At 70.7% G+C, this 23,697-nt stretch carries 22 protein-coding genes; 8 read left to right on the top strand and 14 right to left on the bottom strand.

What is annotated here, in order from left to right:
• Nucleotides 1–4 precede the first annotated feature (4 nt).
• On the bottom strand, nt 5–631 hold the full coding sequence (locus RM609_RS22375; protein ID WP_311613290.1) for a papain-like cysteine protease family protein: 627 nt from the start codon (nt 629–631) through the stop codon (nt 5–7).
• A gap of 291 nt (nt 632–922) precedes the next feature.
• Between RM609_RS22375 and RM609_RS22370 the strand changes: the two genes are divergently transcribed.
• Nucleotides 923–1,867, top strand: coding sequence for a hypothetical protein (locus tag RM609_RS22370; RefSeq protein WP_311613289.1), 945 nt, complete (start codon nt 923–925; stop codon nt 1,865–1,867).
• A gap of 18 nt (nt 1,868–1,885) precedes the next feature.
• Here RM609_RS22370 and RM609_RS22365 read toward each other — a convergent pair whose 3' ends face one another.
• Both RM609_RS22365 and uvrA read right to left on the bottom strand, forming a co-directional pair.
• Complete coding sequence (locus tag RM609_RS22365) at nt 1,886–2,326, bottom strand: Rieske (2Fe-2S) protein (RefSeq protein WP_311613288.1); 441 nt, start codon at nt 2,324–2,326, stop codon at nt 1,886–1,888.
• A 125-nt stretch (nt 2,327–2,451) separates the two neighbouring features.
• A complete protein-coding gene (gene uvrA / locus RM609_RS22360; protein ID WP_311613287.1) occupies nt 2,452–5,505 on the bottom strand; it encodes an excinuclease ABC subunit UvrA in 3,054 nt (1,017 codons plus the stop codon).
• 211 nt (nt 5,506–5,716) lie between these two features.
• On the opposite strand from uvrA, the gene RM609_RS22355 reads away from it, so the two are divergent.
• The 3 genes from RM609_RS22355 to RM609_RS22345 all read left to right on the top strand — a co-directional run bounded on the left by RM609_RS22355 (nt 5,717) and on the right by RM609_RS22345 (nt 8,515).
• On the top strand, nt 5,717–6,403 hold the full coding sequence (locus tag RM609_RS22355; RefSeq protein WP_311613286.1) for a maleylpyruvate isomerase family mycothiol-dependent enzyme: 687 nt from the start codon (nt 5,717–5,719) through the stop codon (nt 6,401–6,403).
• Nucleotides 6,404–6,413: 10 nt separating this feature from the next.
• On the top strand, nt 6,414–7,070 hold the full coding sequence (locus RM609_RS22350) for an MBL fold metallo-hydrolase (RefSeq protein WP_311613285.1): 657 nt from the start codon (nt 6,414–6,416) through the stop codon (nt 7,068–7,070).
• Between the two features lie 158 nt (nt 7,071–7,228).
• Nucleotides 7,229–8,515, top strand: coding sequence for an MFS transporter (locus RM609_RS22345; RefSeq protein ID WP_311613330.1), 1,287 nt, complete (start codon nt 7,229–7,231; stop codon nt 8,513–8,515).
• Between the two features lie 5 nt (nt 8,516–8,520).
• On the opposite strand, the gene RM609_RS22340 is transcribed toward RM609_RS22345, so the two are convergent.
• The 4 genes from RM609_RS22340 to uvrB all read right to left on the bottom strand — a co-directional run bounded on the left by RM609_RS22340 (nt 8,521) and on the right by uvrB (nt 14,778).
• On the bottom strand, nt 8,521–9,549 hold the full coding sequence (locus RM609_RS22340; protein ID WP_311613284.1) for a TerC family protein: 1,029 nt from the start codon (nt 9,547–9,549) through the stop codon (nt 8,521–8,523).
• A 111-nt stretch (nt 9,550–9,660) separates the two neighbouring features.
• Entirely contained in the window at nt 9,661–11,823 is a 2,163-nt protein-coding gene (locus RM609_RS22335; protein ID WP_311613283.1) for a TerD family protein, read from the bottom strand.
• Between the two features lie 58 nt (nt 11,824–11,881).
• Nucleotides 11,882–12,460: a TerD family protein gene (locus RM609_RS22330; RefSeq protein WP_311613282.1), complete on the bottom strand. Its 579-nt coding sequence runs from the start codon at nt 12,458–12,460 to the stop codon at nt 11,882–11,884.
• A 179-nt stretch (nt 12,461–12,639) separates the two neighbouring features.
• Nucleotides 12,640–14,778 (bottom strand): excinuclease ABC subunit UvrB, encoded by a 2,139-nt coding sequence (uvrB, locus tag RM609_RS22325; protein ID WP_311613281.1) that lies wholly within the window; start codon nt 14,776–14,778, stop codon nt 12,640–12,642.
• Nucleotides 14,779–15,023: 245 nt separating this feature from the next.
• Here uvrB and RM609_RS22320 point away from each other — a divergent pair, with 245 nt between their 5' ends.
• The 3 genes from RM609_RS22320 to RM609_RS22310 are packed head-to-tail and all read left to right on the top strand — an operon-like array spanning nt 15,024 to nt 16,960.
• Nucleotides 15,024–16,013, top strand: coding sequence for a glycerophosphodiester phosphodiesterase (locus RM609_RS22320; protein ID WP_311613280.1), 990 nt, complete (start codon nt 15,024–15,026; stop codon nt 16,011–16,013).
• A 50-nt stretch (nt 16,014–16,063) separates the two neighbouring features.
• Nucleotides 16,064–16,636, top strand: coding sequence for a methylated-DNA--[protein]-cysteine S-methyltransferase (locus RM609_RS22315; RefSeq protein WP_438828502.1), 573 nt, complete (start codon nt 16,064–16,066; stop codon nt 16,634–16,636).
• Between the two features lie 42 nt (nt 16,637–16,678).
• Nucleotides 16,679–16,960, top strand: a complete 282-nt coding sequence (locus tag RM609_RS22310) for a DUF6343 family protein (protein WP_311613279.1) — start codon at nt 16,679–16,681, stop codon at nt 16,958–16,960.
• Here the strand turns inward: RM609_RS22310 and RM609_RS22305 are convergent.
• From RM609_RS22305 to rpsA, 7 genes are all read right to left on the bottom strand, one after another.
• Nucleotides 16,957–17,283 (bottom strand): hypothetical protein, encoded by a 327-nt coding sequence (locus RM609_RS22305; RefSeq protein ID WP_311613278.1) that lies wholly within the window; start codon nt 17,281–17,283, stop codon nt 16,957–16,959. The genes RM609_RS22310 and RM609_RS22305 overlap by 4 nt on opposite strands.
• Nucleotides 17,284–17,310: 27 nt before the next feature.
• Entirely contained in the window at nt 17,311–18,045 is a 735-nt protein-coding gene (locus tag RM609_RS22300) for a WXG100 family type VII secretion target (protein WP_311613277.1), read from the bottom strand.
• A 7-nt stretch (nt 18,046–18,052) separates the two neighbouring features.
• Nucleotides 18,053–18,373 (bottom strand): type VII secretion target, encoded by a 321-nt coding sequence (locus RM609_RS22295; protein ID WP_311613276.1) that lies wholly within the window; start codon nt 18,371–18,373, stop codon nt 18,053–18,055.
• Between the two features lie 53 nt (nt 18,374–18,426).
• Nucleotides 18,427–19,005, bottom strand: a complete 579-nt coding sequence (locus tag RM609_RS22290; protein ID WP_311613275.1) for a hypothetical protein — start codon at nt 19,003–19,005, stop codon at nt 18,427–18,429.
• 220 nt (nt 19,006–19,225) lie between these two features.
• Nucleotides 19,226–19,834 (bottom strand): dephospho-CoA kinase, encoded by a 609-nt coding sequence (gene coaE / locus RM609_RS22285; protein ID WP_311613274.1) that lies wholly within the window; start codon nt 19,832–19,834, stop codon nt 19,226–19,228.
• Between the two features lie 25 nt (nt 19,835–19,859).
• Entirely contained in the window at nt 19,860–20,804 is a 945-nt protein-coding gene (locus tag RM609_RS22280; protein ID WP_311613273.1) for a PAC2 family protein, read from the bottom strand.
• A 164-nt stretch (nt 20,805–20,968) separates the two neighbouring features.
• Nucleotides 20,969–22,465 carry a 30S ribosomal protein S1 gene (rpsA, locus tag RM609_RS22275; protein WP_311613272.1) on the bottom strand — a complete coding sequence of 499 codons (1,497 nt, stop codon included), beginning with the start codon at nt 22,463–22,465 and terminating at the stop codon, nt 20,969–20,971.
• A 423-nt stretch (nt 22,466–22,888) separates the two neighbouring features.
• Here rpsA and RM609_RS22270 point away from each other — a divergent pair, with 423 nt between their 5' ends.
• Nucleotides 22,889–23,692, top strand: a complete 804-nt coding sequence (locus RM609_RS22270) for a class I SAM-dependent methyltransferase (protein ID WP_311613271.1) — start codon at nt 22,889–22,891, stop codon at nt 23,690–23,692.
• The last annotated feature ends 5 nt before the right edge of the window (nt 23,693–23,697 follow it).

Raw genomic sequence — 23,697 nt, 5'->3', positions numbered from 1 at the left:
GCCCTCACGCCCCGATCCCGTAGAGCGAATGGGTCCAGGAGAACTGGTTGTTGTTCACGTACCAGTTGTGCGACGCCCAGTTGTAGCGGTTGCTGGAGGGCCAGGGGTCGCCCCAGTAGACCATGCTGTTCGCATCGTCGTACCCGTAGAGGACGTGCATATGGCCGCCGCCGGACTGCCACTGGATGCGGGTCTCGACCGGGCGGCCCGCGTCGATCTCGGACTTGACGGTCGAGTAGCGCAGCCAGCCGTTGACGTACCGGCCCTCGTTGATGCCGGCCCAGTCGAGGGCGGTCTGCACATTGCCGAGCGTGGCCTGGTTGTTGGGGCAGGTACTGCCCTGGGAACGGTTGAAGGCGGCGTTGCAGAACTGGTTCTGGCTGTAATTGCGGCCGAACCAGGTGGCGATGGTGTTGCCGGAGGCGGCCCAGCACCAGTTCGTTTTCTGCTGCGCCTGCATGCCGATGTTCAGTCTGTTCGTCGCTCGCAGCGCGGGCTGTTCGCCGGTCGCCGCGCTCGCCGTGGTGGGGACGGCGAACAGGGCGGCGGCGACAAGGGCCGTCAGGGACAGCCGTCTGCCGCGTATGCGGGCTTTTTCTGTGGTTGTTGCCGATGCCGAAGCACGGGACATTTCGCGTTCCTCCCGTGGGTGGGGGGTGGTGATGGAGGAGCGCGTCCGGACGCGTGTGAGGAGCATCGGATGTTGTCGGGGGCTGGTCAACCGGCTTCAATACGGCCAGGAGCCCGAGTGTGAACGAATCCCGCCGAATGTGAACGGCTCGTGGCCGTCCAAGAGGAAAGCGGCACGCCGAGACATGGCCAATACACCTGTCGATCGTGAATATTCACAGGCGCACAGGGGCTTCACGGGAACCGCACGGGGGCTCCACAGCGGGAGAGCACGGACAGAGGAGCGAGCGGAATGGCGCGCACCAGCACAGGCGTTGCCGAGGCCGAACTGGCCCGGGCACTGCGATCGGGCCCCTTCCACCTGGCGCTGCGCACGGCGCTGTCGGTGCGCGGGCTGGCACTGCACCGGGTGCAGCACCGGCTGGCACAGCGCGGGGTGAAGGTAGGGGTGACGAGCCTGAGTTACTGGCAGCAGGGCGTCCGCAGACCCAGACGGCCCGAGTCCCTGCGGGCCGTACGGATGCTGGAGGACGTGCTGGACCTGCCGGCCCAGGCCCTGACCCGGTTACTCACCGACCCGGCGCCACTGGGCACGACCCCGGACCGGCCGGCCGCGCGTTCGTACCGCTCGCTGGTGGAGGAGTCCCGGGCCCTGGAGCGGCTGCTGGCGGAGCTGGAGTCCCCGGAGGACGGCGGCCTCCACACCGTCTGCCATCTGGAGCGGGTGTCCATCGGCGCGGGGCGCGAGATGCGCGCCCGCGACTCGCACCACGTGGTGCGGGCGCACCGGGACGGCGTGGACCGCTATGTGGCCATCCACCACGGCGACGAGGGCTGCGACCCGGGCCGGATGACCGTACGGGCCGGCGAGAACTGCCGGGTGGGCCGGGTCCGGTGGCACGCGGCGGCGGGCGTCCTCGTCACCGAGCTGCTCTTCGACGCGCGGCTGCGCGCCGGGGAGACCCATGTCTTCGGCTACGGCTTCGACGACGGCACGGGCGGCCCGAGCGGCGAGTACGTCCGGGGGTTCAGCTTCGCGGGCGGGCAGTACGTGCTGCGGGTCCGCTTCGACGAGGCCGCGCTGCCGGTGCGGTGCCGCCGCTTCAGCCAGAGCGCGGCGGGGGCGCCGCGCAGCGGTCAGCAGGAGCTGACGCTGGCGGGACGGCACCAGGAGGTGCACCTGGTGGAGCAGGGGATCCGGCCGGGGATCGTGGGGATCGCCTGGGACTGGTCGTAGCCGCCGGGGCGCCGTGACTCAGGCGGAGGGGCCGGCGATCAGCTTGCCGCCGTCGGCCTTGACGGGAACGGCGGGCAGGGGCGCGCCCGCCGGGCCCTGGAGGACCTTGCCGGTGGCGGCGTCGAACGTGCTGCCGTGGCAGGGGCAGCTGATCTTCCCGTTCTCGACCTTGGTGACGACGCAGCCCGCGTGGGTGCACACGGCGCTGAACGCCTTGTACTCCCCCTCGGCGGACCGCGAGACGACGAGCTTCTGCTCACGGTAGAGACGCGCGCCGCCGACGGGGATCTCCCCGGCCGCCCCCAGGTCCACGGGCGCGGTGGGGGTGGCGGGCCCCTTGGCGCCCGTACCACCGGTGCAGGCGGCGGTGCAGACCCCGGCGACACCCGCCAGAGCGGCTCCGCGCAGCACGGTACGGCGAGACGCCGAGGAAGCGGAGGAAGCCGAGGGGGATGTCATGGGGAGCTCCAGCGGTGGTGCGGGGGTGGCGACGTAGCGACAATACCGGCGAGCCCCCCGCCCCCAGGCAGGGCGATGGGCTCCGCCCCGGGGTCCGGGGCGGAGCCCGGCGGTGCCGAACCGCCTCAGCCCTTGCGGGTGGCAGCGCCCCGCGCCGCCGTCTTCTTCGCGACGGTCTTCTTCGCGGCAGCGCCAGTACCGGTCTTCGCCGAGACCGTCTTCTTCGCCGTACCGGCCGCCGCCACCGTCTTCTTCGCCGCGGAGACGGCCTTCTTCGCCGGCGCCCGCTTCGCGGTCTTCGCCGCCTTGCGCGCCACCGGCACCGCCGCGTCGCTGACGCGATCGCCCAGCATGTCGCGCAGGAACTTGCCCGTGTGGCTGGTCGGCACGGCCGCCACCTCCTCGGGCGTGCCCTCCGCGACGACGAGGCCGCCGCCGGAGCCGCCCTCGGGGCCCATGTCGACGACCCAGTCGGCAGTCTTGATCACGTCGAGGTTGTGCTCGATGACGATGACCGTGTTGCCCTTGTCGACCAGCCCGGACAGCACGCTGATCAGCTTGCTGATGTCCTCGAAGTGCAGACCGGTCGTCGGCTCGTCCAGGACGTACACCGTCCGCCCGGTCGACCGCTTCTGGAGCTCGCTGGCGAGCTTGACCCGCTGGGCCTCGCCGCCGGAGAGGGTCGGCGCCGACTGCCCCAGGCGGACGTAGCCCAGGCCCACCTCGTGGAGCGTGCGCAGGTGGCGCGCGATCGTCGGCACGGCCTCGAAGAACTCGAGGGCCTCCTCGATCGGCATGTCCAGCACCTCGGCGATGGACTTGCCCTTGTAGTGGACCTCCAGGGTCTCCCGGTTGTAGCGCGCGCCGTGACAGACCTCGCACGGCACGTACACGTCCGGCAGGAAGTTCATCTCGATCTTGATGGTGCCGTCGCCCGCGCAGTTCTCGCAGCGACCGCCCTTGACGTTGAAGGAGAAGCGCCCGGGCAGGTAACCGCGGACCTTGGCCTCCATCGTCTCCGCGAAGAGCTTGCGGACGTGGTCGAAGACGCCGGTGTACGTGGCGGGGTTCGAGCGCGGCGTACGGCCGATGGGCGACTGGTCGACGTGGACGACCTTGTCGACGAGATCGTCGCCCTCCACGCGCGTGTGCCGGCCCGGGACGGCCCGGGCGGCGTTCAGCTCGCGTGCCAGGTGGGTGTAGAGGATGTCGTTGACCAGCGTGGACTTGCCGGAGCCGGAGACACCGGTGACGGCCGTGAGCACGCCCAGGGGGAACGACACGTCGATGTCGCGCAGGTTGTTCTCCCGGGCACCGCGCACGGTGAGCCTGCGTGCGGGGTCCACGGGGCGGCGGAGGTCCGGGATGGCGATGGACCTCTTGCCGGACAGGTACTGACCGGTCATGGACGTCTCGGTGGCCAGCAGCTCCTTGAGGGGTCCGCTGTGCACGACCTTGCCGCCGTGCTCGCCGGCGCCGGGGCCGATGTCGACGACCCAGTCGGCGACCTTGATCGTGTCCTCGTCGTGCTCGACGACGATCAGGGTGTTGCCCATGTCGCGGAGGCGGACGAGGGTCTCGATCAGGCGGTGGTTGTCGCGCTGGTGGAGGCCGATGGAGGGCTCGTCCAGGACGTAGAGCACACCGACGAGGCCGGAGCCGATCTGGGTGGCCAGCCGGATGCGCTGGGCCTCGCCGCCGGAGAGCGTGCCGGCGGCGCGGTTGAGCGAGAGGTAGTCCAGGCCGACGTCGACGAGGAACTTCAGTCGCTCGTTGACCTCCTTGAGCACCCGCTCGGCGATCTTCTTCTCACGGCCGGTGAGCTTCATGTCGCGCAGGAAGTCCGCGCACTCGCTGATCGACATCGCGGAGACCTCCGCGATGGACCGGCCCTGCACGGTGACCGCGAGGACGATGGGCTTGAGCCGCGTGCCCTCACAGGTGGGGCAGGGCACCTCGCGCATATAACCCTCGAAGCGCTCACGGCTGGTGTCGCTCTCCGCCTCCGAGTGGCGCCGCTTGACGAACGGCACCGCGCCCTCGAAAGCGGTGGTGTAGGCGCGCTCACGTCCGTAGCGGTTGCGGTAGCGCACCTCGATCTGGGTCTTGTGGCCGTGGAGCAGGGCCTTCCTGGCCCGCTGGGGCAGCCCGGCCCAGGGGATGTCGGTGCGGAAGCCGAGCGCGTCGGCGAGCGCGCCAACCAGACGGCCGAAGTACTCCTTGGTGTGGCCGTGCGACCAGGGGTTGATGGCGCCCTCGTCGAGGGACTTGTCCTCGTCGGGGACGATCAGCTCGGGGTCGACCTCCATGCGCGTACCGATGCCGGTGCAGTCGGGGCAGGCGCCGAAGGGCGAGTTGAAGGAGAAGGAGCGCGGCTCCATCTCCTCGAAGGACAGATCGTCGTACGGGCAGTAGAGGTGCTCGGAGAACATCCGCTCACGCTCGGGGTCGTCCTCGGCGAGGTCGACGAAGTCGAGGACGACCATGCCGCCGGAGAGACCCAGTGCCGTCTCGACGGAGTCGGTCAGCCGGCGCTTGGCGCTGTCCTTGACGGTGAGGCGGTCGACGACCACCTCGATGGTGTGCTTCTCCTGCTTCTTCAGCTTGGGCGGGTCGGTCAGCTGGATCGTCTGGCCGTCGACCCGGGCCCTGCTGTAGCCCTTGGTCTGGAGGTCGGAGAAGAGATCGACGAACTCGCCCTTGCGCTCGCGCACCAGCGGCGAGAGCACCTGGAAGCGGCTGCCCTCGGGCAGCTCCAGCACCCGGTCCACGATCGCCTGGGGCGACTGGCGGGAGATGGGACGCGCGCACTCGGGGCAGTGGGGCTTGCCGATCCGGGCGAAGAGCAGCCGGAGGTAGTCGTAGACCTCGGTGATGGTGCCGACCGTCGAGCGCGGGTTGCGCGAGGTCGACTTCTGATCGATGGAGACCGCCGGGGACAGGCCCTCGATGAAATCCACATCGGGCTTGTCCATCTGCCCGAGGAACTGCCGGGCGTAGGAGGAGAGCGACTCCACGTAGCGGCGCTGGCCCTCGGCGAAGATCGTGTCGAACGCGAGGGAGGACTTACCCGACCCCGAGAGTCCGGTGAAGACGATCAGGGAGTCGCGCGGGAGGTCGAGCGAGACGTTCTTGAGGTTGTGCTCGCGAGCGCCACGGACGATGAGACGGTCTGCCACGCCAGTCGGCACCTTTCTTGAGAGTCGGCTCTGGAGAGCTGAAGGAGGCTGGGCCTCGCCCCCGATCCAGAGTACGGGGACGGTCTGACAACCAAGGGGCCGAACGAAAGTCGTCAGCGATGCCACCCACGAGCCTATAGCACGCACATTCGATTTACGGGCCGGATCAACCTCCTTCACCCGAAGGAGTGGCGGGGCTATCGTCGGCGCCATGACTGATCATGTGCACGACTTGAACGCTGTACGTGAGGCGACCGACCGGCTGCTCACCGCCGCCGGCACCCTGGACAACGCGGCCGCGGCCCAGGCGTCACGGCTGCCCGGCTGGACCCGGGGCCACGTCCTGGCCCACCTCGCGCGCAACGCGGACGCCCTGGTGAACGTGCTGGAGGGCCGTCCCATGTACGCGAGCGCAGAGGCCCGCGACGCCGATATCGAGACCGGCGCGCCCCGCCCGCTGCCCACCCAGCTCGACGACCTGCGCACGGCGGCCGCCCACTTCCTGGACGCGACGACCGCCCCCGCCGACTGGAACCGCACCGTCACCCTCCGCAACGGCGTGACCGACACCGCCGCCAACGTCCCCTTCCGCCGGCTGATCGAGGTCGAGCTCCACCACGTCGACCTCGGCATCGGCTACGACCTGGAGGACCTGCCCGCCGGCTTCACCGCCCGCGAGATCGACTTCCTGGCGAAGCGCTTCTCCGGCCACCCCGACATCCCGGCCCTCCGGCTGGCCTCGACCGACGGCGACACCTGGACCTCCGGCCGCGCGGAGGGCGAGCCCCTCGCCGTGACCGGCACGGCCCCGGCGCTGCTGGGCTGGCTGGCGGGTCGCAGGGACGGCGCGGAACTCGAAACAGGTGGCGCTCCGCTGCCCGTTCTGCCTCCCCTATAGGCTGTCGACCATGATGTACAGCGGAGCGGTAGAGGTCGGCGGACCTGCTGACGTACACGAGTTGGCCGATCTGATGATCTCCAAGGTCGCGGTCGGCCCGATGAACAACAACGCTTATCTGCTGCGCTGCCGCGCGACGGACGAGCAGTTGCTGATCGACGCCGCGGCCGAGCCGCACACCCTGCTCACCCTGATCGGCGACGGTGGCATCGCCTCGGTGGTGACCACCCATCAGCACGGCGACCACTGGGGCGCGCTGCGCGAGGTCGTGGACGCCACCGGCGCCCGCACCTACGCCGGCCGCGAGGACGCCGAGGGCATCCCGGTGCCGACGGACGTGCTCGTCGACGACGGCGACGTCATCCGCGTCGGACGGGTGGAGCTGACGGCCCGCCACCTGGTCGGCCACACCCCGGGCAGCATCGCGCTGGTCTACGACGACCCGCACGGCCACGCCCATGTGTTCACCGGCGACTGCCTCTTCCCGGGCGGCGTGGGCAACACCCACGACGACCCCAAGGCCTTCGCCAGCCTCATCCACGACGTCGAGACCAAGATCTTCGGCGAACTCGCGGACGAGACCTGGGTCTACCCGGGCCACGGCAACGACACCACCCTCGGCGCCGAGCGCCCGCACCTCGCGGAGTGGCGCGAGCGCGGCTGGTGAGGCCCGGCGGCCCGGCCCGCCACCGACGGTAGCGCGCCGTCCGCACACCGGGCGGACGGCGCTCTTCCGGCGCGCCCCCGGCAACGCCCCCGCACGCCCCGTTTCCCCCGCCCCAGGGGGAAGTTGGGCAGTACATGAATCGTGACCGACCTCCGGCCATGCTCCGCCTCGCGGCGGCGTCCATGGTCGGAACCACCATCGAGTTCTACGACTTCTTCGCCTACGGCACCGCGGCCGCCCTCGTCCTGGGCCCGCTGTTCTTCCCCACCGTCTCCCCCCTCGTCGGCACCCTCGCCGCGTTCGGCACCTTCGGCATCGGCTTCATCGCCCGCCCGCTGGGCTCGGTGCTCTTCGGGCACATCGGCGACCGGCTGGGCCGCCGGCCCGTACTCGTCTTCTCGCTGCTGCTGACGGGCATCGCCACCGTCGCCGTCGGCTTCGTCCCCACCTACCACCGGATCGGCGTCGCCGCCCCGCTGCTGCTGCTCGTACTGCGCTTCCTCCAGGGCCTGGGAGTCGGCGGCGAATGGGGCGGCGCCGTACTGCTCACCACCGAACACGCCCCCGCCCATCGCCGGGTGCTGTGGTCGAGCTTCCCCCAGACCGGCCCGTCCGTGGGATTCCTGCTGGCCAACGGAATCACCCTGACCCTTTCGGCGACCCTCCCCGACGACCTGTTCCTGTCCTGGGGCTGGCGCGTGCCGTTCTGGGCGGCGGGCGTCCTGGCCGCGGCCGGCCTGCTGCTGCGCACCCAGCTGGCCGAGACCCCGGCCTTCCAGGCGCTCGCCGAGAACGAGAACCGCGCGACGCTTCCCTTCACCGAGGTCGTCCGCGGTCACTGGCGGCTCGTCCTGCTCACCGCCGGCGGGCTCTCCATCGGCTATTCCGTCTTCTACACGGTCACCACCTGGTCCCTGGCCTACGGCACCGAGTACCTCGGCATCGACCGCACGCTCATGCTCGGCTGCGTCATGGTGGCGGTCGCCGTCTCCGGCGCGGCCACCCCCGTCGTCGCCCTCCTCGGCGACCGCTTCGGCCGCCGCACCCTGTGCCTGACCGGCTGCACCGCCGTGGCCCTGTGGATGTTCCCCCTCATGGGCCTGCTGCGCACCGGGCGCCCCCTGCTGATACTGCTGGGCTTCGTCGTCGCGATGCTGGCCTTCATCACCGCCTTCGGGGTGGTCGGCGCGTATGTGCCCGAGCTCTACGAGGCCAGGGTGCGCTGCACCGGCGCCTCCGTCGGCTACAACCTCGCCGGAGTGCTCGGCGGAGCCGTCACCCCGCTGGTGGCGACGGCGACGGCCGGGTCGGGCGGGCCGCCCTGGGGTGTCGCCGCCTATCTCACCGGCATCGCCCTGCTGAGCCTGGGCTGCTTCCTGCTGCTGCCCGAGACCCACCCCGCCGCGATCGCCTCCCGGGCGGCCACCGACCCCGCCCCCGCCTGAGTCCGTCAGACGCGGACGTTCCGACCGTCCTGCTCGTGCTCCTGCTCCCGCTCCTCCTCCGGGGAGCGGGCCGCCAGCGCCTCGGCCCGCGCCTGCCCGGCCGAGGCGCGCAGGCTGGTGATCGTGGTGACGATCAGCACGGCGCAGATGACGCCGAGCGAGACCGGGATGCTGATCTCGGGGACCGCGACACCGCTCTCGTGCAGGGCGTGCAGCACCAGCTTGACGCCGATGAAGCCGAGGATGACCGACAGGCCGTAGGAGAGGTGGACCAGCTTCCTCAGCAGCCCGCCTATCAGGAAGTACAGCTGCCGCAGACCCATGAGCGCGAAGGCGTTGGCGGTGAAGACGATGTACGGGTCCTGGGTGAGGCCGAAGATCGCCGGTATGGAGTCGAGGGCGAAGAGCACGTCCGTCGTACCAATCGCCAGCATGACGATCAGCATCGGGGTCATCAGCCGCTTGCCGTTCTCCACGATGAACAGCTTGGTGCCGTGGTAGCGGTCGGTGGAGGGGAAGCGGCGCTCGACCAGCTTCAGGAAGCGGTTCTCCTCGAACTCTTCCTCCTCCTCGTCGGCCCGCGCCTCCTGGATCAGCTTCCAGGCCGTCCAGATCAGGAAGGCGCCGAAGAGATAGAAGATCCAGGAGAAGTTGGCGATGATCGCGGCGCCGGCGCCGATGAAGACGGCCCGCAGCACCAGGGCGATGAGCACGCCGACCATGAGCACGCGCTGCTGGTAGATCGACGGCACCGAGAACTTCGCCATGATCAGGACGAAGACGAAGAGGTTGTCGACGCTCAGCGACTTCTCGGTGATGAAGCCCGCGAAGAACTCACCGGCGGGCTGTCCGCCCCCGAAGACGAGGAGCCCCAGCCCGAAGAGCCCGGCCAGGGCCATCCAGACCGCCGTCCAGACCCCGGCCTCCTTGAGGGAGACCTCATGAGGCTTACGGCCTCCGATGAAGAAGTCGGCGGCGACGAGGGCGCACAGACCGAGGACGGTCAGCACCCACAGGGTCAAGGAGACGTCCACTGTTCCTCCGGCACGTCGTACGGGCGTACGGCAGTCCTCAGAACAGTACAGGCAGAACCAAGAAAAAGTAAAGAGAAACCCAAAACAGCAGGTCAGGGTGGGTTGGATGCGTTAGATGCCATAGGCGCGCCGCGCCTGGCCGACCTGCCGCAGCACCTGCCCGACGACATCGCTCCCCGCGGGCACCCGCGACGGCTCGTACGTCCAGGCGTGCCCGACCCACGGGTCGGCGAGGTGATCGTCCGGCACCGGCGTGATCCTCAGCAGCGAGCGCCACAGCGGGTCCAGGACGGGCCCGTAGGCCCGCGCGTCGTCCCGGTCGGCCACCATCAGCAGATGGACGCCCACGGACGGCCCCTCGTCCGCCAGATAGCGCAGCTGGGTGACGGCGCGGTCGTCGAAACCGTGCGGGAAGTCGTTGACGATCAGCAGTTGCTCGCCCGTGTCGAGGTCCGGAGGCAGCGAGTCCAGGGCGCGGTTGCGCACCGCCATCTGCACCAGGTCGACCCGGCGCGTCAGGCGCGCCAGCACGTCCGACACCCCGCGCGCCCCGGTGGGCGGCGGCTCCTTCAGCGCCCCGCTCTCCAGCAGCGGCGCCAGGGCCGGGCCCGCGGCTCCGGCCGGGTCGATGACGTGGAGCGTGTAGTCCCCCACGGGGTGGACGGCCAGCAGCCGCACGGCGTGCGCGACCGCGCAGTCCATGGCCAGCCTGCGCAGCTCGGCCGAGTCCGGCAGGCCCGCGTCCTGGCCGCCGGCCCGGCCGGCGTCGATCCACAGGCCGCGCTCCAGCGGCAACCGCACCAGCATGGGGATGCGCAGGCCGGGGCGCTCCGGCAGGTGCAGATCGCCCAGCCGCAGCGCCATCGGGGCCGACAGTGGCACCTGGTAGCCCTGCCAGACGGGGCTGTCCCAGCGGGCGTAGGCAGCCGGCAGGGCGTGCTCGACGACCTCGGCCTCCGCGACGAGCTGGGCGAGGTCCCGGTCGAGCACGGACCGCGCCTGGTCGACCAGCTCGGCGTGGCGGGCGCGGGCCTCCTCGCGGGCCGTGTCCGCCGCCGGGCCGACACGGGTGGCGGGGTCGGAGAGGACCCGGTCCAGCTCCCGCTCCAGACGGGACTCCGCGAAGTCGACCGCGCTGCGGTAGGCGGCGACCGTTCGGGTCAGGTCCTCGAACATGCCCCAGACCTGGTTGTAGAGCCGCTCGTCCATGGACCAGCCGGTGGCGTCGCCCGCGACGGGCCCGGGCGTTCCGGGCCCGTCGGCCGGGGCCCGGTCAGGGTCCCGGCCCGTGGCCGTGGCCGGGGACGCCGGTGCCTGTGCCGGTGCCGGATCGCGCGGCGCCGCGGACGGCTCCGGGCCCGCCGTCGGGGCCTGCGGGCCGCTCTGACGGCGTGGGTGCCGGTAGCTGATGGGGCCGGCGGAGGCCGGGTCCGCCTGGGCCCGTACCGCGGCCCGGTCCTGCGTGGCGGCGGACTCGGGCACGGCCAGGGCCGGTACGGCGGTGGCCCCGCCCTCGGCCCGGCCGGGCGCGGCACCGGCTCCGGTCGCGGCCGCGTCGTCCCGCTCCGGCACGTCGGCCGCCGCGGGCGCGCCGTCGCCGGGCGCAGGTTCGACATGGGCAGACTCGACGCGAGCGGACTCGATGCGAGCCGACTCGACCTCAGCGGACTCGACGCGGGCAGGCTCGGCGACGCGGACAGGCGGTGCCGCGACCGCGCGGGCCATGCCCCGGGCGACCGCCTCGTCGATGCCGGCGGCCAGCTCGGCCGCCCCGGGCAGGCCCTGGTCGTGGAGCATCGCGGCCAGGCCTCCCGTGTACCCCTGGCCGACCGCGCGCACCTTCCAGGCGCCCTGCCGGCGGTAGAGCTCAAGGGCGACGACCGCCGACTCGGCGTCCAGTCCGGTGACCGTATAGCTGGCGATCTCGGTGCCGTCCGTGTCCGTCACGGCGAGGAAAGGAGCCGCGATGGCGCCGAAGCGCGCCGGGACCGACGCCGCGGACGGGAGGGCGAGCACCACGGTGAGCCGGTGTGCGGCCTCCGGGACGGCGTCCAGATCGACCGCCAGCCGGTGCTCCGCGGCAGCTTGCCCGGACACCTCCAGCCCGGGAAGTCTCGGCGAGGCGGGGTGCGCGACCCACTGGGCGTCGGTCACCCTGCCGTCCGCGTCACCGAGCGTCGCGCCCGCCACCACCGGGTGGCCCGCCGATACCCGGATCTCCAGTCGATTACCGGGCAGTGGGTGGTTCTGCCCCCGCACCAGCTCGGCCGTCATCGCCGTTTCCCCCTATGTCGTGCTCGTCGTGTCGTGCCGCCTCGTCCGCGAAGGGCGGTTACACGATCGCCTGGATCTCCGCCAGCAGGTCCTGGAACGTCCGGCCGTTGGCCGGGGTGCCGATGGCCGTCATCTGCCAGCCGTTGCCCACGCGGTGCACCTTGGCCATGATCTGCGCGGTGTACGGGCCGCCGCCGTCCAGGGTGTAGCGGGCCAGCTCCTGGCCGGTGGTCTCGTCGACCAGGCGGCAGAAAGCGTTGCGGACCTCGGCGAAGGTCTGGCCGGTGAACGAGTTCACCGTGAAGACGATCTGGTTGACGTGCACCGGGACGCGCTGGAGGTCGACGAGGATCGACTCGTCGTCACCGCCCTGGCCCGCGCCGCCGACCAGGTTGTCGCCGGTGTGGCGCACCGAGCCGTCCTTGCTGACGAGCTGCTGGAAGAAGGCCACGTCGACCGGCTGCTTGTCGGCGAAGAGCACCGCCGAGGCGTCGAGGTCGATCTCCTTCGTCCGCGTCCCGAACAGCCCGCGGCGGGGGGCCGCCTGCCAGCCCAGCCCCATCCGTACCGCGGTCAGGGTGCCCCCGTCGGCCTTCTGAAGGCTGATGCCCTGGCCCTTGGACAAGTTGACCGTCACGCGCAGTCCCTCTCTCGTTGGCTGTGCCCCCGTGGCCGCACGTGTTCCGTGCGGCCGTCTTCACCTACGACCCTATGCACACGCGACGGTCGCGTACGCGTCCGGGAAGGGTTTGTGGCGGTCTTGCAACATGCTCCGTACCAGGTCGGACAGGCTGGGATATGCTGCCGCGCCGCTCGTCAGGCCTGCCCCGCCTCACGCATCTGCCGCAGTTCCTTCTTCAGCTCGCCCACCTCGTCACGCAGCCGTGCGGCGACCTCGAACTGGAGCTCCGCCGCGGCGGCGCGCATACGGTCGGTCATGTCCTCGATGAGCTGGGCCAGTTCCGCGGCGGGACGGTCCGTGAGCACCGCTTCCGCGGCCTTGGCCTTGCCCTTGGCCTTGGTGGCCTTCCCCTTGCCGGCCGGGGCCGTCGGGACGGGGGCCTTCGCCTGGTCCTTGCCGGGCTTGCGGTAGCCCGTGCCCAGCAGTTCCTCGGTGTCGAGCTCCTCGCGGGCGAGGGAGGCGACGATGTCGCCGATCTTCTTGCGGAGCGGCTGGGGGTCGATGCCCCGCTCCTTGTTGTAGGCGATCTGCTTCTCGCGGCGGCGGTTGGTCTCGTCGATGGCCTTCGCCATCGCGGGGGTGATCTTGTCCGCGTACATATGGACCTGTCCGGAGACATTGCGCGCCGCGCGGCCGATGGTCTGGATCAGGGACGTCCCGGAGCGCAGGAAGCCCTCCTTGTCGGCGTCGAGGATGGCCACCAGCGACACCTCGGGCAGGTCGAGGCCCTCGCGCAGCAGGTTGATGCCGACCAGGACGTCGAACTCGCCGGCGCGCAGCTCGCGCAGCAGCTCGACCCGGCGCAGCGTGTCGACGTCGCTGTGGAGGTAGCGCACCTGGATGCCGAGTTCCAGGAAGTAGTCGGTGAGGTCCTCGGCCATCTTCTTGGTGAGGGTGGTCACGAGGACGCGCTCGTCGCGCTCGGTGCGGGTGCGGATCTCGTGGACCAGGTCGTCGATCTGGCCCTCGGTCGGCTTGATGACGACCTCGGGGTCGACGAGACCGGTGGGACGGATGATCTGCTCGACGAAGCCGTCGCCGCGCGAGAGCTCGTAGGGGCCGGGCGTCGCGGAGAGGTAGACGGTCTGGCCGATGCGCTCGGTGAACTCCTCCCACTTCAGCGGGCGGTTGTCCATGGCGGACGGCAGGCGGAAGCCGTGCTCGACGAGCGTGCGCTTGCGGGAGGCGTCGCCCTCGTACATCGCGCCGATCTGCGGGACGGTGACGTGCGACTCGTCGATGACGAGGAGGAAGTCCTCGGGGAAGTAGTCGATGAGGGTGTTGGGCGGGGAGCCGGGCTCGCGGTCGTCCATGTGCAGCGAGTAGTTCTCGATGCCCGAGCAGGAGCCGACCTGGCGCATCATCTCGATGTCGTAGGTGGTGCGCATGCGCAGCCGCTGGGCCTCCAGCAGCTTGCCCTGCTTCTCCAGCTTGGCGAGGCGCTCCTCCAGCTCGCGCTCGATGCCCGCGATGGCCTTCTCCATCCGCTCCGCGCCGGCGATGTAGTGGCTGGCGGGGAAGACGTACAGCTCCTGGTCGTCGGAGATGACCTCGCCGGTGAGCGGGTGGAGCGTGGAGAGCGCCTCGATCTCGTCGCCGAACATCTCGATGCGGACGGCCAGTTCCTCGTAGACCGGGAAGATCTCGATGGTGTCGCCGCGCACCCGGAAGGTGCCCCGGGTGAAGGCCAGGTCGTTGCGCGTGTACTGGATCTCGACAAAACGGCGCAGCAGCGTGTCGCGGTCGATCTCCTCGCCGACCTTCAGCGGCACCATGCGGTCCACGTACTCCTGCGGCGTGCCCAGGCCGTAGATGCAGGAGACCGATGCCACGACGATTACGTCACGCCGGGTGAGCAGCGAGTTGGTGGCGGAGTGGCGCAGCCGCTCCACCTCCTCGTTGATCGAGGAGTCCTTCTCGATGTAGGTGTCCGACTGCGGGACGTAGGCCTCGGGCTGGTAGTAGTCGTAGTACGACACGAAGTATTCGACGGCGTTGTTGGGCAACAGCTCGCGGAACTCGTTGGCGAGCTGGGCCGCGAGGGTCTTGTTGGGCGCCATGACGAGGGTGGGCCGCTGCAGCTTCTCGATCATCCACGCGGTGGTGGCCGACTTGCCGGTGCCGGTCGCGCCGAGGAGGACGACGTCCTTCTCACCCGCGCGAATGCGCCGCTCCAGCTCCGCGATGGCCGTCGGCTGGTCGCCGCTGGGCTGGAAGGGGCTGACGACCTCGAAGGGCGCCACCTTGCGTTCGATCTTGGATACGGGCCGCATGAGACCACCGTACGGCCCACCACTGACAACGGCCTCGTCTCCCGCCCTCCGCCCCGTTCTTCCGCCGGTCACGAGGCGAACGCCGGGCGAAATGTCGGCAAAGGGTCTCCGGCTCCGGCTGCCCCGGCGGTCGCGATCGCGTACACGTTTGCTGTACCACTTTCCGTGCACCAGGTACGACGTTCCGTACGCGAGGGCCGGCGGCGCGACGGGCGTCCCGGCCCCGGACGCCGCGAGGAGCCCCCATGCGCATCCGCATCGCCCCCGCCGTGACCGGTGTGCTCGCCGGTCTGTCCCTCTCGACGCTCGCCTCCGTGCCCGCCCATGAAGTCGCGGCGGCGCCCGCGCACGCCGCTACCGAGGCGACACCTGTCGTCATCGGTCACCGCGGGGTGCCCGTCGAGGCGCCGGAGAACACCCTGGCCTCGATCGACAGAGCGGCCCGGCTGGGCACCGTCTGGGTGGAGAACGACGTCCAGCGCACCAAGGACGGCGCCCTGATCGTCATGCACGACACCACCCTGGAGCGCACCACGGACGCCAAGCGGCGCTACCCCGGCCGCGCCCCCTGGAAGGTCGCGGACTTCACGCTCGACGAGATCGAGAACCTGGACGCCGGCAGCTGGTACGACAGCCGTTTCACCGGCGAACGGGTCCCCACGCTCGACCGCTATCTGCGCCGGGTCGACCACAACCACCAGAAGCTGCTGCTGGAGGTGAAGGCCCCGGAGCTCTACCCGGGGATCGAGCGGCAGGTAGTGGCCGAGCTGCGCCGCTCCGGCTGGCTGGACCGGCAGCACATCGACGAGGGGCTGGTCGTCCAGAGCTTCAGCGCGCCGTCCCTGAAGACGCTGCACAAGCTCCGCCCCGACATCAAGAAGGGCTTCCTGGGCGCCCCGAAGGCCGCCGGCCTCCGCTCGTACGCCGAGTTCGCCGACCAGATCAACCCGGACCACACGCGGATCACCGCCGACTGGGTCGCCGCCGCCCACGCCCTCGACGGCCCGCACGGGCGGCGGCTCGAGGTCTGCGCGTGGACCGTCGACGACGAGGACAAGGCGGTGGGCCTCGCCCGGATGGGCGTGGACGGCATCATCACCAACGCCCCCCACGTCATCGCCGCCGCCCTGGACGACGACGCGGACGACCCGTCCCTCCTGAACGACGACCGGCCCGGCCCGGACCCGGCCGGCGACCCCGCCGACGAGGACGAGCCCCTCGACGACGCCGTCTGAGGCCCGGGGCCCCGGCCGGGGGCGCCCGGCCACGCTCTACGCTGGAGGGCGTGACGGACTCCGAGCGCCCCCTGCCGCCCGGCCCCCGGGCCTGGGCGTGGTCGACGACCGACTCGCCCGTCGGTCCCCTGGGCCTCGCCGCGACCCCGGACGGCCTGCTGAGCGTCGTCTTCCACGCCGACGCCGGCACGACCGGACGGACCCTGTCCCACCTGGAACGGCACCTGGGCGCCGCCCCCATGGCCGCGCCCTCCGCCTGCCACGACGTCCTCGCCGAGGCCACGGACCAGCTCCGCGCCTACTTCGCGGGCCGCCTCCGCGTCTTCTCCGTGCCCCTGGACTGGTCCCTCACCTCCGGCTTCAACCGCCGCACCCTGCGCGAGCTCCTCGCCCACGTCCCCTACGGCACCGTCGTCGCCTATCAGGACCTCGCCACCCGCCTGGGCGACCCCGGCGCGGCCCGCGCGGTCGGCACGGCCATGGGAAGCAACCCGCTGCCCATCGTGGTGCCCTGCCACCGCGTCATCGGGAGCGACGGCGGCCTGGGCGGCTTCGGCCCCGGCCTGGAGGCCAAGCGGGTCCTGCTGTCGCTGGAAGGGGTCCTTCCGGAGCCGCTGTTCTGAGCCCCGCTCCCGAGGGATGCTGGAAGCGGGAGATGGTGCGCCATGCGTACGGGCAACGAACCCATGACGGCGCGCAGCCCGCTGCGGCTGCGGTGCGGGCTGGCGTCCTTCGGGCTGGTGTGGACGGCCGCCGGGACGGCGCTCTTCGCGCTGGCGGGGCGACCGGGGTGGGCGATCGCGTGCGGCGTGGTGATGCTCGTGACCGTGGTCGACCTGGTCGTGATCATCCGGCACATCCGGCAGGGGCCGCACTACCAGCCGGGCCGGGACGTCCCACCGTATGAGCCCGTCAAGCCCTCAAACCACCCCGGAAGGAATTCCTAGCCCTGTGCGGCCGGCGGCTCGGCACGGGACGCCAGGAAGCGGCGGGCCTCGGCCGTCCGCTCCTCCCGCTGCTCCGGTGAGAGGCGCTCCCAGGCCTCCTGGGCGGTCTCCACGCTCTCGGTGAGCGCGTCGGAGTACGCGCCCACTCGAACCGCCTCGTGGAGGCGCATCCGGCCGGAGAGGACCTCCTGGGCCATCTCCCGCAGGACCTCACCGCCGCTGCCGTCGGCGAGGTGCCGAAGCGCCTCGTGGACGACGCGGGCCCGGGCCCGGTCGCGGCCGGGAGTAACGAATTCCTCGAATCCGACGTGGTGCTCCGGCATTCCGCCACCGCTCCTTCTCTCCCGGCGTCAGACCGCCGGGTGGTCGTAACCCGTACGCGGCAACGGAAAGGCACCGAGGGAGGCCGCGATCTCGCCGCCCGTGCGCCCGATCGCCGCGCAGCCGACATTCATGGCCACTTGCGCCGCGTTGAGGAGATTGGTCATCGCGGTCCATTCCTTGAGGACGGTCTCCGCCTCGGCCGCGCCGAGCGCGTATCCCATCGCGGCGCCCCATCCCGTCCATCCGGAGGCGGCGGAGGCCGCGATGGCGATGGAGAGGGTGATGAGCGCGTCGAGCATCGCGCCGAGGCACGCGGCGACGGCCTCGCCCGTGTACGCCACCGATCGGGCGATCTCCCGGTATTCGTCGTCGATCGCGTACAGGGAGTCCCGCGCGTCCTCCAGGTTCTTGCGCAGGGCGTCGAAGTAGCCGTGCGCGGCGTCGGCCGCGTTCCCCTGCCAGGTCGCGCTGACGGCCCCGGTTCCGGACTTGAGGTTCCGGGCGAGGGCGTCGCAGGAATGTCCCAGGTTCCGCCAGACGTCGGCACACCGGGCATACGCCTCCCAGTCTCCGGCGAGGGCGTGCTTGGCGTAGTCCATCGGGTCGCGCTTCAGCACGAGCTCGGCCAGTTTCACGAACCAGCCGCCCGGGCTGAGGAAGTCCCCGACGTCGTTGACGGGTTTCAGCGGGTGGACGAACTCCGGGGGCTTCCGGGGCGGGTTGAGGTGCCGGGTCGGCTCGGTCACGTCGGCGAAGTCCATGTCCGGGTCAGCGCCTCGTCCGGCCGTAGGCCGCGTCCGTCTCGGCGGCGACCCCGAGATCGGTGCGCTGATAGTACGAGGCCGCGGCGCCCAGTTCCCGTGCCGACTCCCGGAGCACGGCGGACAAGCGGTCGAGCGTGCGCAGCACGTTGTCCCGTACCTCGGTGTGCTGCCCCGCGCATAACCCCAGCAGTCCGTGTTCCATGAAGTCGAGCGAGGTGAATCCCTTGGTGTAGGAGGCCATTTCCGAGGCGTCCTCCGCGCCTCTTCCCATCTGCCGGGAGAATTCCTCCAGCCGTTCCGTCTCCACCTGAAGTCGCCCTGACACGGCAGCCCTTTCCCTGTCGATGTGAAACCCGGCCCGAACCCTCTGAACGCCCGTCACGGTGATACGCACGCCAGTAGGAAGCACGCCAGCATGCCCATGCCTCCCACCCTGCGCAGCCATCGGACGTGTTCCACCACCCTGGCCTTGCGCAGCATTTCCCGGACCGCCTTGAACTGCCCGATGGTCCTGGGGTGGAATCCGGCGACGACGAGCATGACGCCGTGGGCCATGACCGGAAGCGCCATGAAGAGAAGGATCAGCCATTCCCAGAAGGCCCGCAGGCTGATGAGGGAATAGGAGCCCCATTCCCGGTACACCTTCACCCGTTCACCGGGGACGTACGCGCCGTCGATCTCGGCGTCCGTCAGCACCGTGCCGCCGTCCGAGGGGCGGAACACCCCGTCGCAGCTGGTGCCTTCATGGCCGCTGCCCCGGTGCGTGATGGTGCAGTGGCCGATGGTCATGGTCCCCTGATGGTCCGCGTAGCCGAAGGCCTTCACCGCGGACGCGGCGGTGAACTCCATGAGCAGCAGTCCGGCCACGACGAGGCAGACCCCGCCCAGGCGGGTCTTGATCCTCGGCCGGGGTGTGGGCGCGAAGGGGCTCGCGCCGAGCAGTTCCGGCATGGCCATGGTCGTCGTTCCCCTTCGGAGCAGCCGCGTTGTGACGCCGTTCGGGGCGACACGCTAGCGACGCGGAGGGGAGGTGATGACGCGGTGCGACGGCCCGACGACCGCTCGCGTCATCGGCGTACGAACGTGGAGGCCCCGTACGAAGGGCTCGCCGAGGGCCGGCCGAGCGCCACCGTCCATCGGCGGTGCGCACCCGGCCTCACCCGATCTGATGAACGGCTCAGCCGGACCGCATCGCCGCCCGCTCGCGCAGTTGCTCCCAGACGGCCCTGACCTGGGGCTCCAGCGCCTCCAGCGGGCCGTCGTTGTCGATGACGAGGTCCGCCACGGCCAGGCGCTGCTCCCGTGTGGCCTGGGCCGCCATCCGGGCGCGGGCCTCGTCGGGGGTCATGCCCCGCAGCCGGACGAGCCGCTCCAGCCGGGTCCCGGTGCTCGCGTCGATGACCACCACCAGGTCGTAGAGGGGGGCGAGCCCGTTCTCGGCGAGGAGGGGGACGTCGTGGACGACGACGGCGTCCGGGCCGGCGGCGGCCTCCAGCTCGGCCGAGCGGGCGCGGACCAGGGGGTGCACGATGGCGTTGAGGGCGGCGAGCCGGTCCTTGTCGGCGAAGACGACGGCGCCCAGCGCGGGCCGGTCGAGGGTGCCCTCGCCGGTGAGGACGCCGGGGCCGAACTCGGCGACCACCGCCGCCAGTCCGGGCGTGCCCGGCTCCACCACTTCCCTCGCGATCCGGTCCGAGTCGACGACGACCGCTCCGTACGACGCGAGGAGCCGCGACACCTCGCTCTTGCCCGCGCCGATCCCGCCCGTGAGGCCCACCTTCAGCATGGGCCCCACGCTATCGGGCCGGGTGTCAGCGGCCTCCGTCGCCCTCCCGGTCGGCGAGGAAACGCTCGAATTCGGCGCCCAGTTCATCGGCGGAGGGCAGTTCGACGGGCTCGGCGACGAGGTTGCCCCGGGTCTCGGCCCCGGCCACCGCGTCGTACTGGTGCTCAAGGCCCCGGACGAGCGCGATCAGCTCCTCGTCGCCCTCGCCGAGCTGACGCTCGATCTCCTCCTGGGTGCGGTGCGCCGCGGTGCGCAGGGCGTGCGCGGCGTCGGGCAGGACGAGCCCGGTGGCGGCGGTGACCGCCTCCAGGGCCGTCAGAGCCGCGTCGGGGTAGGGCGAGCGGGCCACGTAGTGGGGGACGTGGGCGGCGACGCCCAGAACGTCGTGGCCGGCCTCGGCGAGGCGGTACTCGACGAACGACTCGGCGCTGCCGGGCACCTGGGCCTCGTCGAAGTAGCTGCGGTGACCGGGCATCAGGTCCGTGCGGTTGCCGTGGGGGGTGATGCCGACGGGACGGGTGTGGGGGACGCCCATGGGGATGCCATGGAAGTTGACGGCCAGTCGTACGCGGAGCCGCTCCACGAGCAGGCGTACGGCGGCGGCGAAGCGCTCCCACTCCACGTCCGGCTCGGGGCCGGTGAGCAGGAGGAACGGGGCGCCCGTGGCGTCCTGCACCAGGTACAGCTCCAGCTTCGGCGTCTCGTACTCGGTCCAGCGGTCGCGCTGGAACGTCAGCAGCGGACGCCGCGCGCGGTAGTCGATGAGCCGGTCGTGGTCGAAGCGGGCCACGACCTGGTGGGGCAGGTCGCCCAGCAGCCGCTTGACGATCAGCTCGCCCGTCTCACCGGCGTCGATGTAGCCCTCGAAGTGGTAGAGCATGACCAGTCCGGCCGTGTCCTGGGCCAGAGCCAGGTCGGCCACGGCGAGCCCCTTGGGCTCCCATTCGTACAAACCCTGCGGATCCATCACGGTGACCGTTCCTCCTCATGTTCCTTGGGAGAGAACGCTCTTGAGGGCCGTGACCATTCCCGCCCCGGTTCAATGGAGGGCAAACGCGCGTAAGGCCCGCTCTCCAAGGAGAGCGGGCCTTACGTCGGTCAGCCGGCTATTCAGCCGTGCTGTCGGTCAGAGCCTCAGCTCTGGCCGCCGGCGAGCTTCTCGCGCAGGGCGGCGAGAGCCTCGTCCGACGCCAGGGCGCCGGAGGTGTCGGCCGACTCGGAGGAGTACGAGCCACCGGCCGGAGCGGCCTGCGACGCGACGTCCTGGTCACCGGCGGCGGCAGCCTCGGCGTCCGCCTCGCGGGACTTGATGACCTGCGCCTGGTGCTGCTCGAAGCGCTGCTGCGCCTCGGCGTACTGGCGCTCCCACTCCTCGCGCTGCTTCTCGTAACCCGGCAGCCAGTCGTTGGCCTCGGGGTCGAAGCCCTCGGGGTAGATGTAGTTGCCCTGGTCGTCGTAGGACGCGGCCATGCCGTACAGGGTCGGGTCGAACTCGACCACGGACGGGTCGGCACCGAAGGACTCGTTGGCCTGCTTCAGCGAGAGGCTGATGCGACGACGCTCGAGGTCGATGTCGATGACCTTGACGAAGATCTCGTCGTTGACCTGGACGACCTGCTCCGGGATCTCCACGTGGCGCTCGGCCAGCTCGGAGATGTGGACCAGGCCCTCGATGCCCTCGTCGACGCGCACGAACGCACCGAAGGGAACGAGCTTGGTGACCTTACCCGGGACGACCTGACCGATCTGGTGGGTCCGGGCGAACTGCTGCCACGGGTCTTCCTGGGTGGCCTTGAGCGACAGGGAGACGCGCTCGCGGTCCATGTCGACGTCCAGGACCTCGACCGTGACCTCCTGGCCGACCTCGACGACCTCGGACGGGTGGTCGATGTGCTTCCAGGACAGCTCGGAGACGTGGACGAGACCGTCGACGCCGCCCAGGTCCACGAAGGCACCGAAGTTGACGATGGAGGAGACGACGCCGGAGCGCACCTGACCCTTCTGGAGGGTGGTGAGGAAGGTCTGGCGGACCTCGCTCTGGGTCTGCTCCAGCCAGGCGCGGCGGGACAGGACCACGTTGTTGCGGTTCTTGTCCAGCTCGATGATCTTGGCCTCGAGCTCCTTGCCCACGTAGGGCTGGAGGTCGCGGACACGACGCATCTCGACCAGGGAGGCCGGCAGGAAGCCACGGAGGCCGATGTCGAGGATGAGACCACCCTTGACGACCTCGATGACGGTACCGGTGACGATCCCGTCCTCTTCCTTGATCTTCTCGATGGTGCCCCAGGCGCGCTCGTACTGGGCGCGCTTCTTCGAGAGGATCAGGCGGCCTTCCTTGTCCTCCTTCTGGAGAACCAGGGCCTCGATCTCGTCGCCGACCTTGACGACCTCGTTCGGGTCGACGTCGTGCTTGATCGAGAGCTCGCGCGAGGGGATGACACCCTCGGTCTTGTAACCGATGTCGAGCAGGACCTCGTCCCGGTCGACCTTCACGATGACGCCGTCGACGATGTCGCCGTCGTTGAAGTACTTGATCGTCTCGTCGATCGCGGCGAGGAAGGCTTCCTCGTTACCGATGTCGTTGACCGCAACCTGCGGGGTGGTGGCGGTGGTCTCGGTGCTGCTCGTCATGTGGGAAAGGGCTCCGGTACGGACATTGAAGTCGTAGGTACTGCTACGCCGAGAGCCCGTATCGCATCGCCGAAGCCGGACAGCCTTGGAGGCGCACTCTCCGTAAAGAGCTTTGACCCGGCGGAACCGGGAGCGCCTCGACAACCGAGGGACATACAACAGATGCGAGCGCGGCCTGCTCTGTCTGAGGCGCGCAGGCCCGCAGCGCAACTTGTAGCATACGGGGGCAGCGGGACACGGTCAATGCGCGAAGGCGCACACCCGGGACGAATCGCAGCAATTCCGGCACAACTCGGGTTGTGCGAGGCCACAGGGCCCCGAAACACCCCGGTGCGTCACCCCCCGGGGCCGCCCAAAGGGCTCCATGGCGTCATGCTCGGGCGAGAACCTGTAAGGATCAAGCGCGACCGCCGGGATGATCAGATGACCCAAGAATACGAGCCCGAGGCCACCCGCCGTGAGACCGGCGAGACGGAGAGCAGCCGGGCCAGTCGTGGCTGGTGGGACCGCAACGCGGACGAGTACCAGAACGAGCACGGCGGCTTCCTCGGCGACGACCGCTTCGTCTGGGGGCCGGAGGGCCTCGACGAGGCGGAGGCCGCCCTGCTGGGCCCGGCGGAGTCGCTCAGGGGCCTCGACGTCCTGGAGATCGGCGCCGGCGCGGCCCAGTGCTCGCGCTGGCTGGCCGCGCGGGGCGCCCGCCCCGTGGCCCTCGACCTGTCCCACCGGCAGCTCCAGCACGCCCTGCGGATCGGCGCGGACTTCCCGCTCGTGGAGGCCGACGCCTGCGCCCTGCCCTTCGCGGACGGCTCCTTCGACCTGGCCTGCTCGGCGTACGGGGCGGTTCCGTTCGTCGCCGACCCGGTGCGGCTGATGCGCGAGGTGCGGCGGGTGCTGCGGCCCGGTGGCCGCTGGATCTTCTCCGTGACCCACCCCATCCGCTGGGCGTTCCCGGACGAGCCCGGGCCCGAGGGGCTGTCCGTGGCCGCGTCGTACTTCGACCGCACGCCGTACGTGGAGCAGGACGAAACAGGCCGGGCGATCTATGTGGAGCACCACCGGACGCTCGGTGACCGGGTGCGCGACGTGGTGACCGCGGGCTTCCGCCTGGTCGACCTGGTCGAGCCGGAGTGGCCCGCGTGGAACCAGCAGGAGTGGGGCGGCTGGTCCCCGCTGCGGGGGCATCTGATTCCGGGGACGGCGATCTTCGTCTGTGAGCGGGACTGATCGCT

The sequence above is a fragment of the Streptomyces hesseae genome (genome assembly GCF_031845785.1).
GTDB classification, from domain to species: Bacteria; Actinomycetota; Actinomycetes; order Streptomycetales; family Streptomycetaceae; genus Streptomyces; species Streptomyces hesseae.
The sequence above is the reverse complement of the archived record's forward strand: the minus strand, read 5'-3'. Positions and strand labels throughout refer to the sequence as shown.

What these genes read in the sequence shown, in the direction of transcription:
- RM609_RS22370 (WP_311613289.1), top strand. Translation starts at nt 923, where the DNA reads ATGGCGCGCACCAGCACAGGCGTTGCCGAGGCCGAACTGGCCCGGGCA.
- uvrB (WP_311613281.1), bottom strand. Translation starts at nt 14,778, where the DNA reads ATGCGGCCCGTATCCAAGATCGAACGCAAGGTGGCGCCCTTCGAGGTC.
- RM609_RS22320 (WP_311613280.1), top strand. Translation starts at nt 15,024, where the DNA reads ATGCGCATCCGCATCGCCCCCGCCGTGACCGGTGTGCTCGCCGGTCTG.
- RM609_RS22365 (WP_311613288.1), bottom strand. Translation starts at nt 2,326, where the DNA reads ATGACATCCCCCTCGGCTTCCTCCGCTTCCTCGGCGTCTCGCCGTACC.
- RM609_RS22350 (WP_311613285.1), top strand. Translation starts at nt 6,414, where the DNA reads ATGATGTACAGCGGAGCGGTAGAGGTCGGCGGACCTGCTGACGTACAC.
- rpsA (WP_311613272.1), bottom strand. Translation starts at nt 22,465, where the DNA reads ATGACGAGCAGCACCGAGACCACCGCCACCACCCCGCAGGTTGCGGTC.
- RM609_RS22290 (WP_311613275.1), bottom strand. Translation starts at nt 19,005, where the DNA reads ATGGCCATGCCGGAACTGCTCGGCGCGAGCCCCTTCGCGCCCACACCC.
- RM609_RS22355 (WP_311613286.1), top strand. Translation starts at nt 5,717, where the DNA reads ATGACTGATCATGTGCACGACTTGAACGCTGTACGTGAGGCGACCGAC.
- RM609_RS22310 (WP_311613279.1), top strand. Translation starts at nt 16,679, where the DNA reads ATGCGTACGGGCAACGAACCCATGACGGCGCGCAGCCCGCTGCGGCTG.
- RM609_RS22300 (WP_311613277.1), bottom strand. Translation starts at nt 18,045, where the DNA reads ATGGACTTCGCCGACGTGACCGAGCCGACCCGGCACCTCAACCCGCCC.
- RM609_RS22335 (WP_311613283.1), bottom strand. Translation starts at nt 11,823, where the DNA reads ATGACGGCCGAGCTGGTGCGGGGGCAGAACCACCCACTGCCCGGTAAT.
- RM609_RS22270 (WP_311613271.1), top strand. Translation starts at nt 22,889, where the DNA reads ATGACCCAAGAATACGAGCCCGAGGCCACCCGCCGTGAGACCGGCGAG.
- RM609_RS22375 (WP_311613290.1), bottom strand. Translation starts at nt 631, where the DNA reads ATGTCCCGTGCTTCGGCATCGGCAACAACCACAGAAAAAGCCCGCATA.
- RM609_RS22345 (WP_311613330.1), top strand. Translation starts at nt 7,229, where the DNA reads ATGCTCCGCCTCGCGGCGGCGTCCATGGTCGGAACCACCATCGAGTTC.
- RM609_RS22305 (WP_311613278.1), bottom strand. Translation starts at nt 17,283, where the DNA reads ATGCCGGAGCACCACGTCGGATTCGAGGAATTCGTTACTCCCGGCCGC.
- coaE (WP_311613274.1), bottom strand. Translation starts at nt 19,834, where the DNA reads ATGCTGAAGGTGGGCCTCACGGGCGGGATCGGCGCGGGCAAGAGCGAG.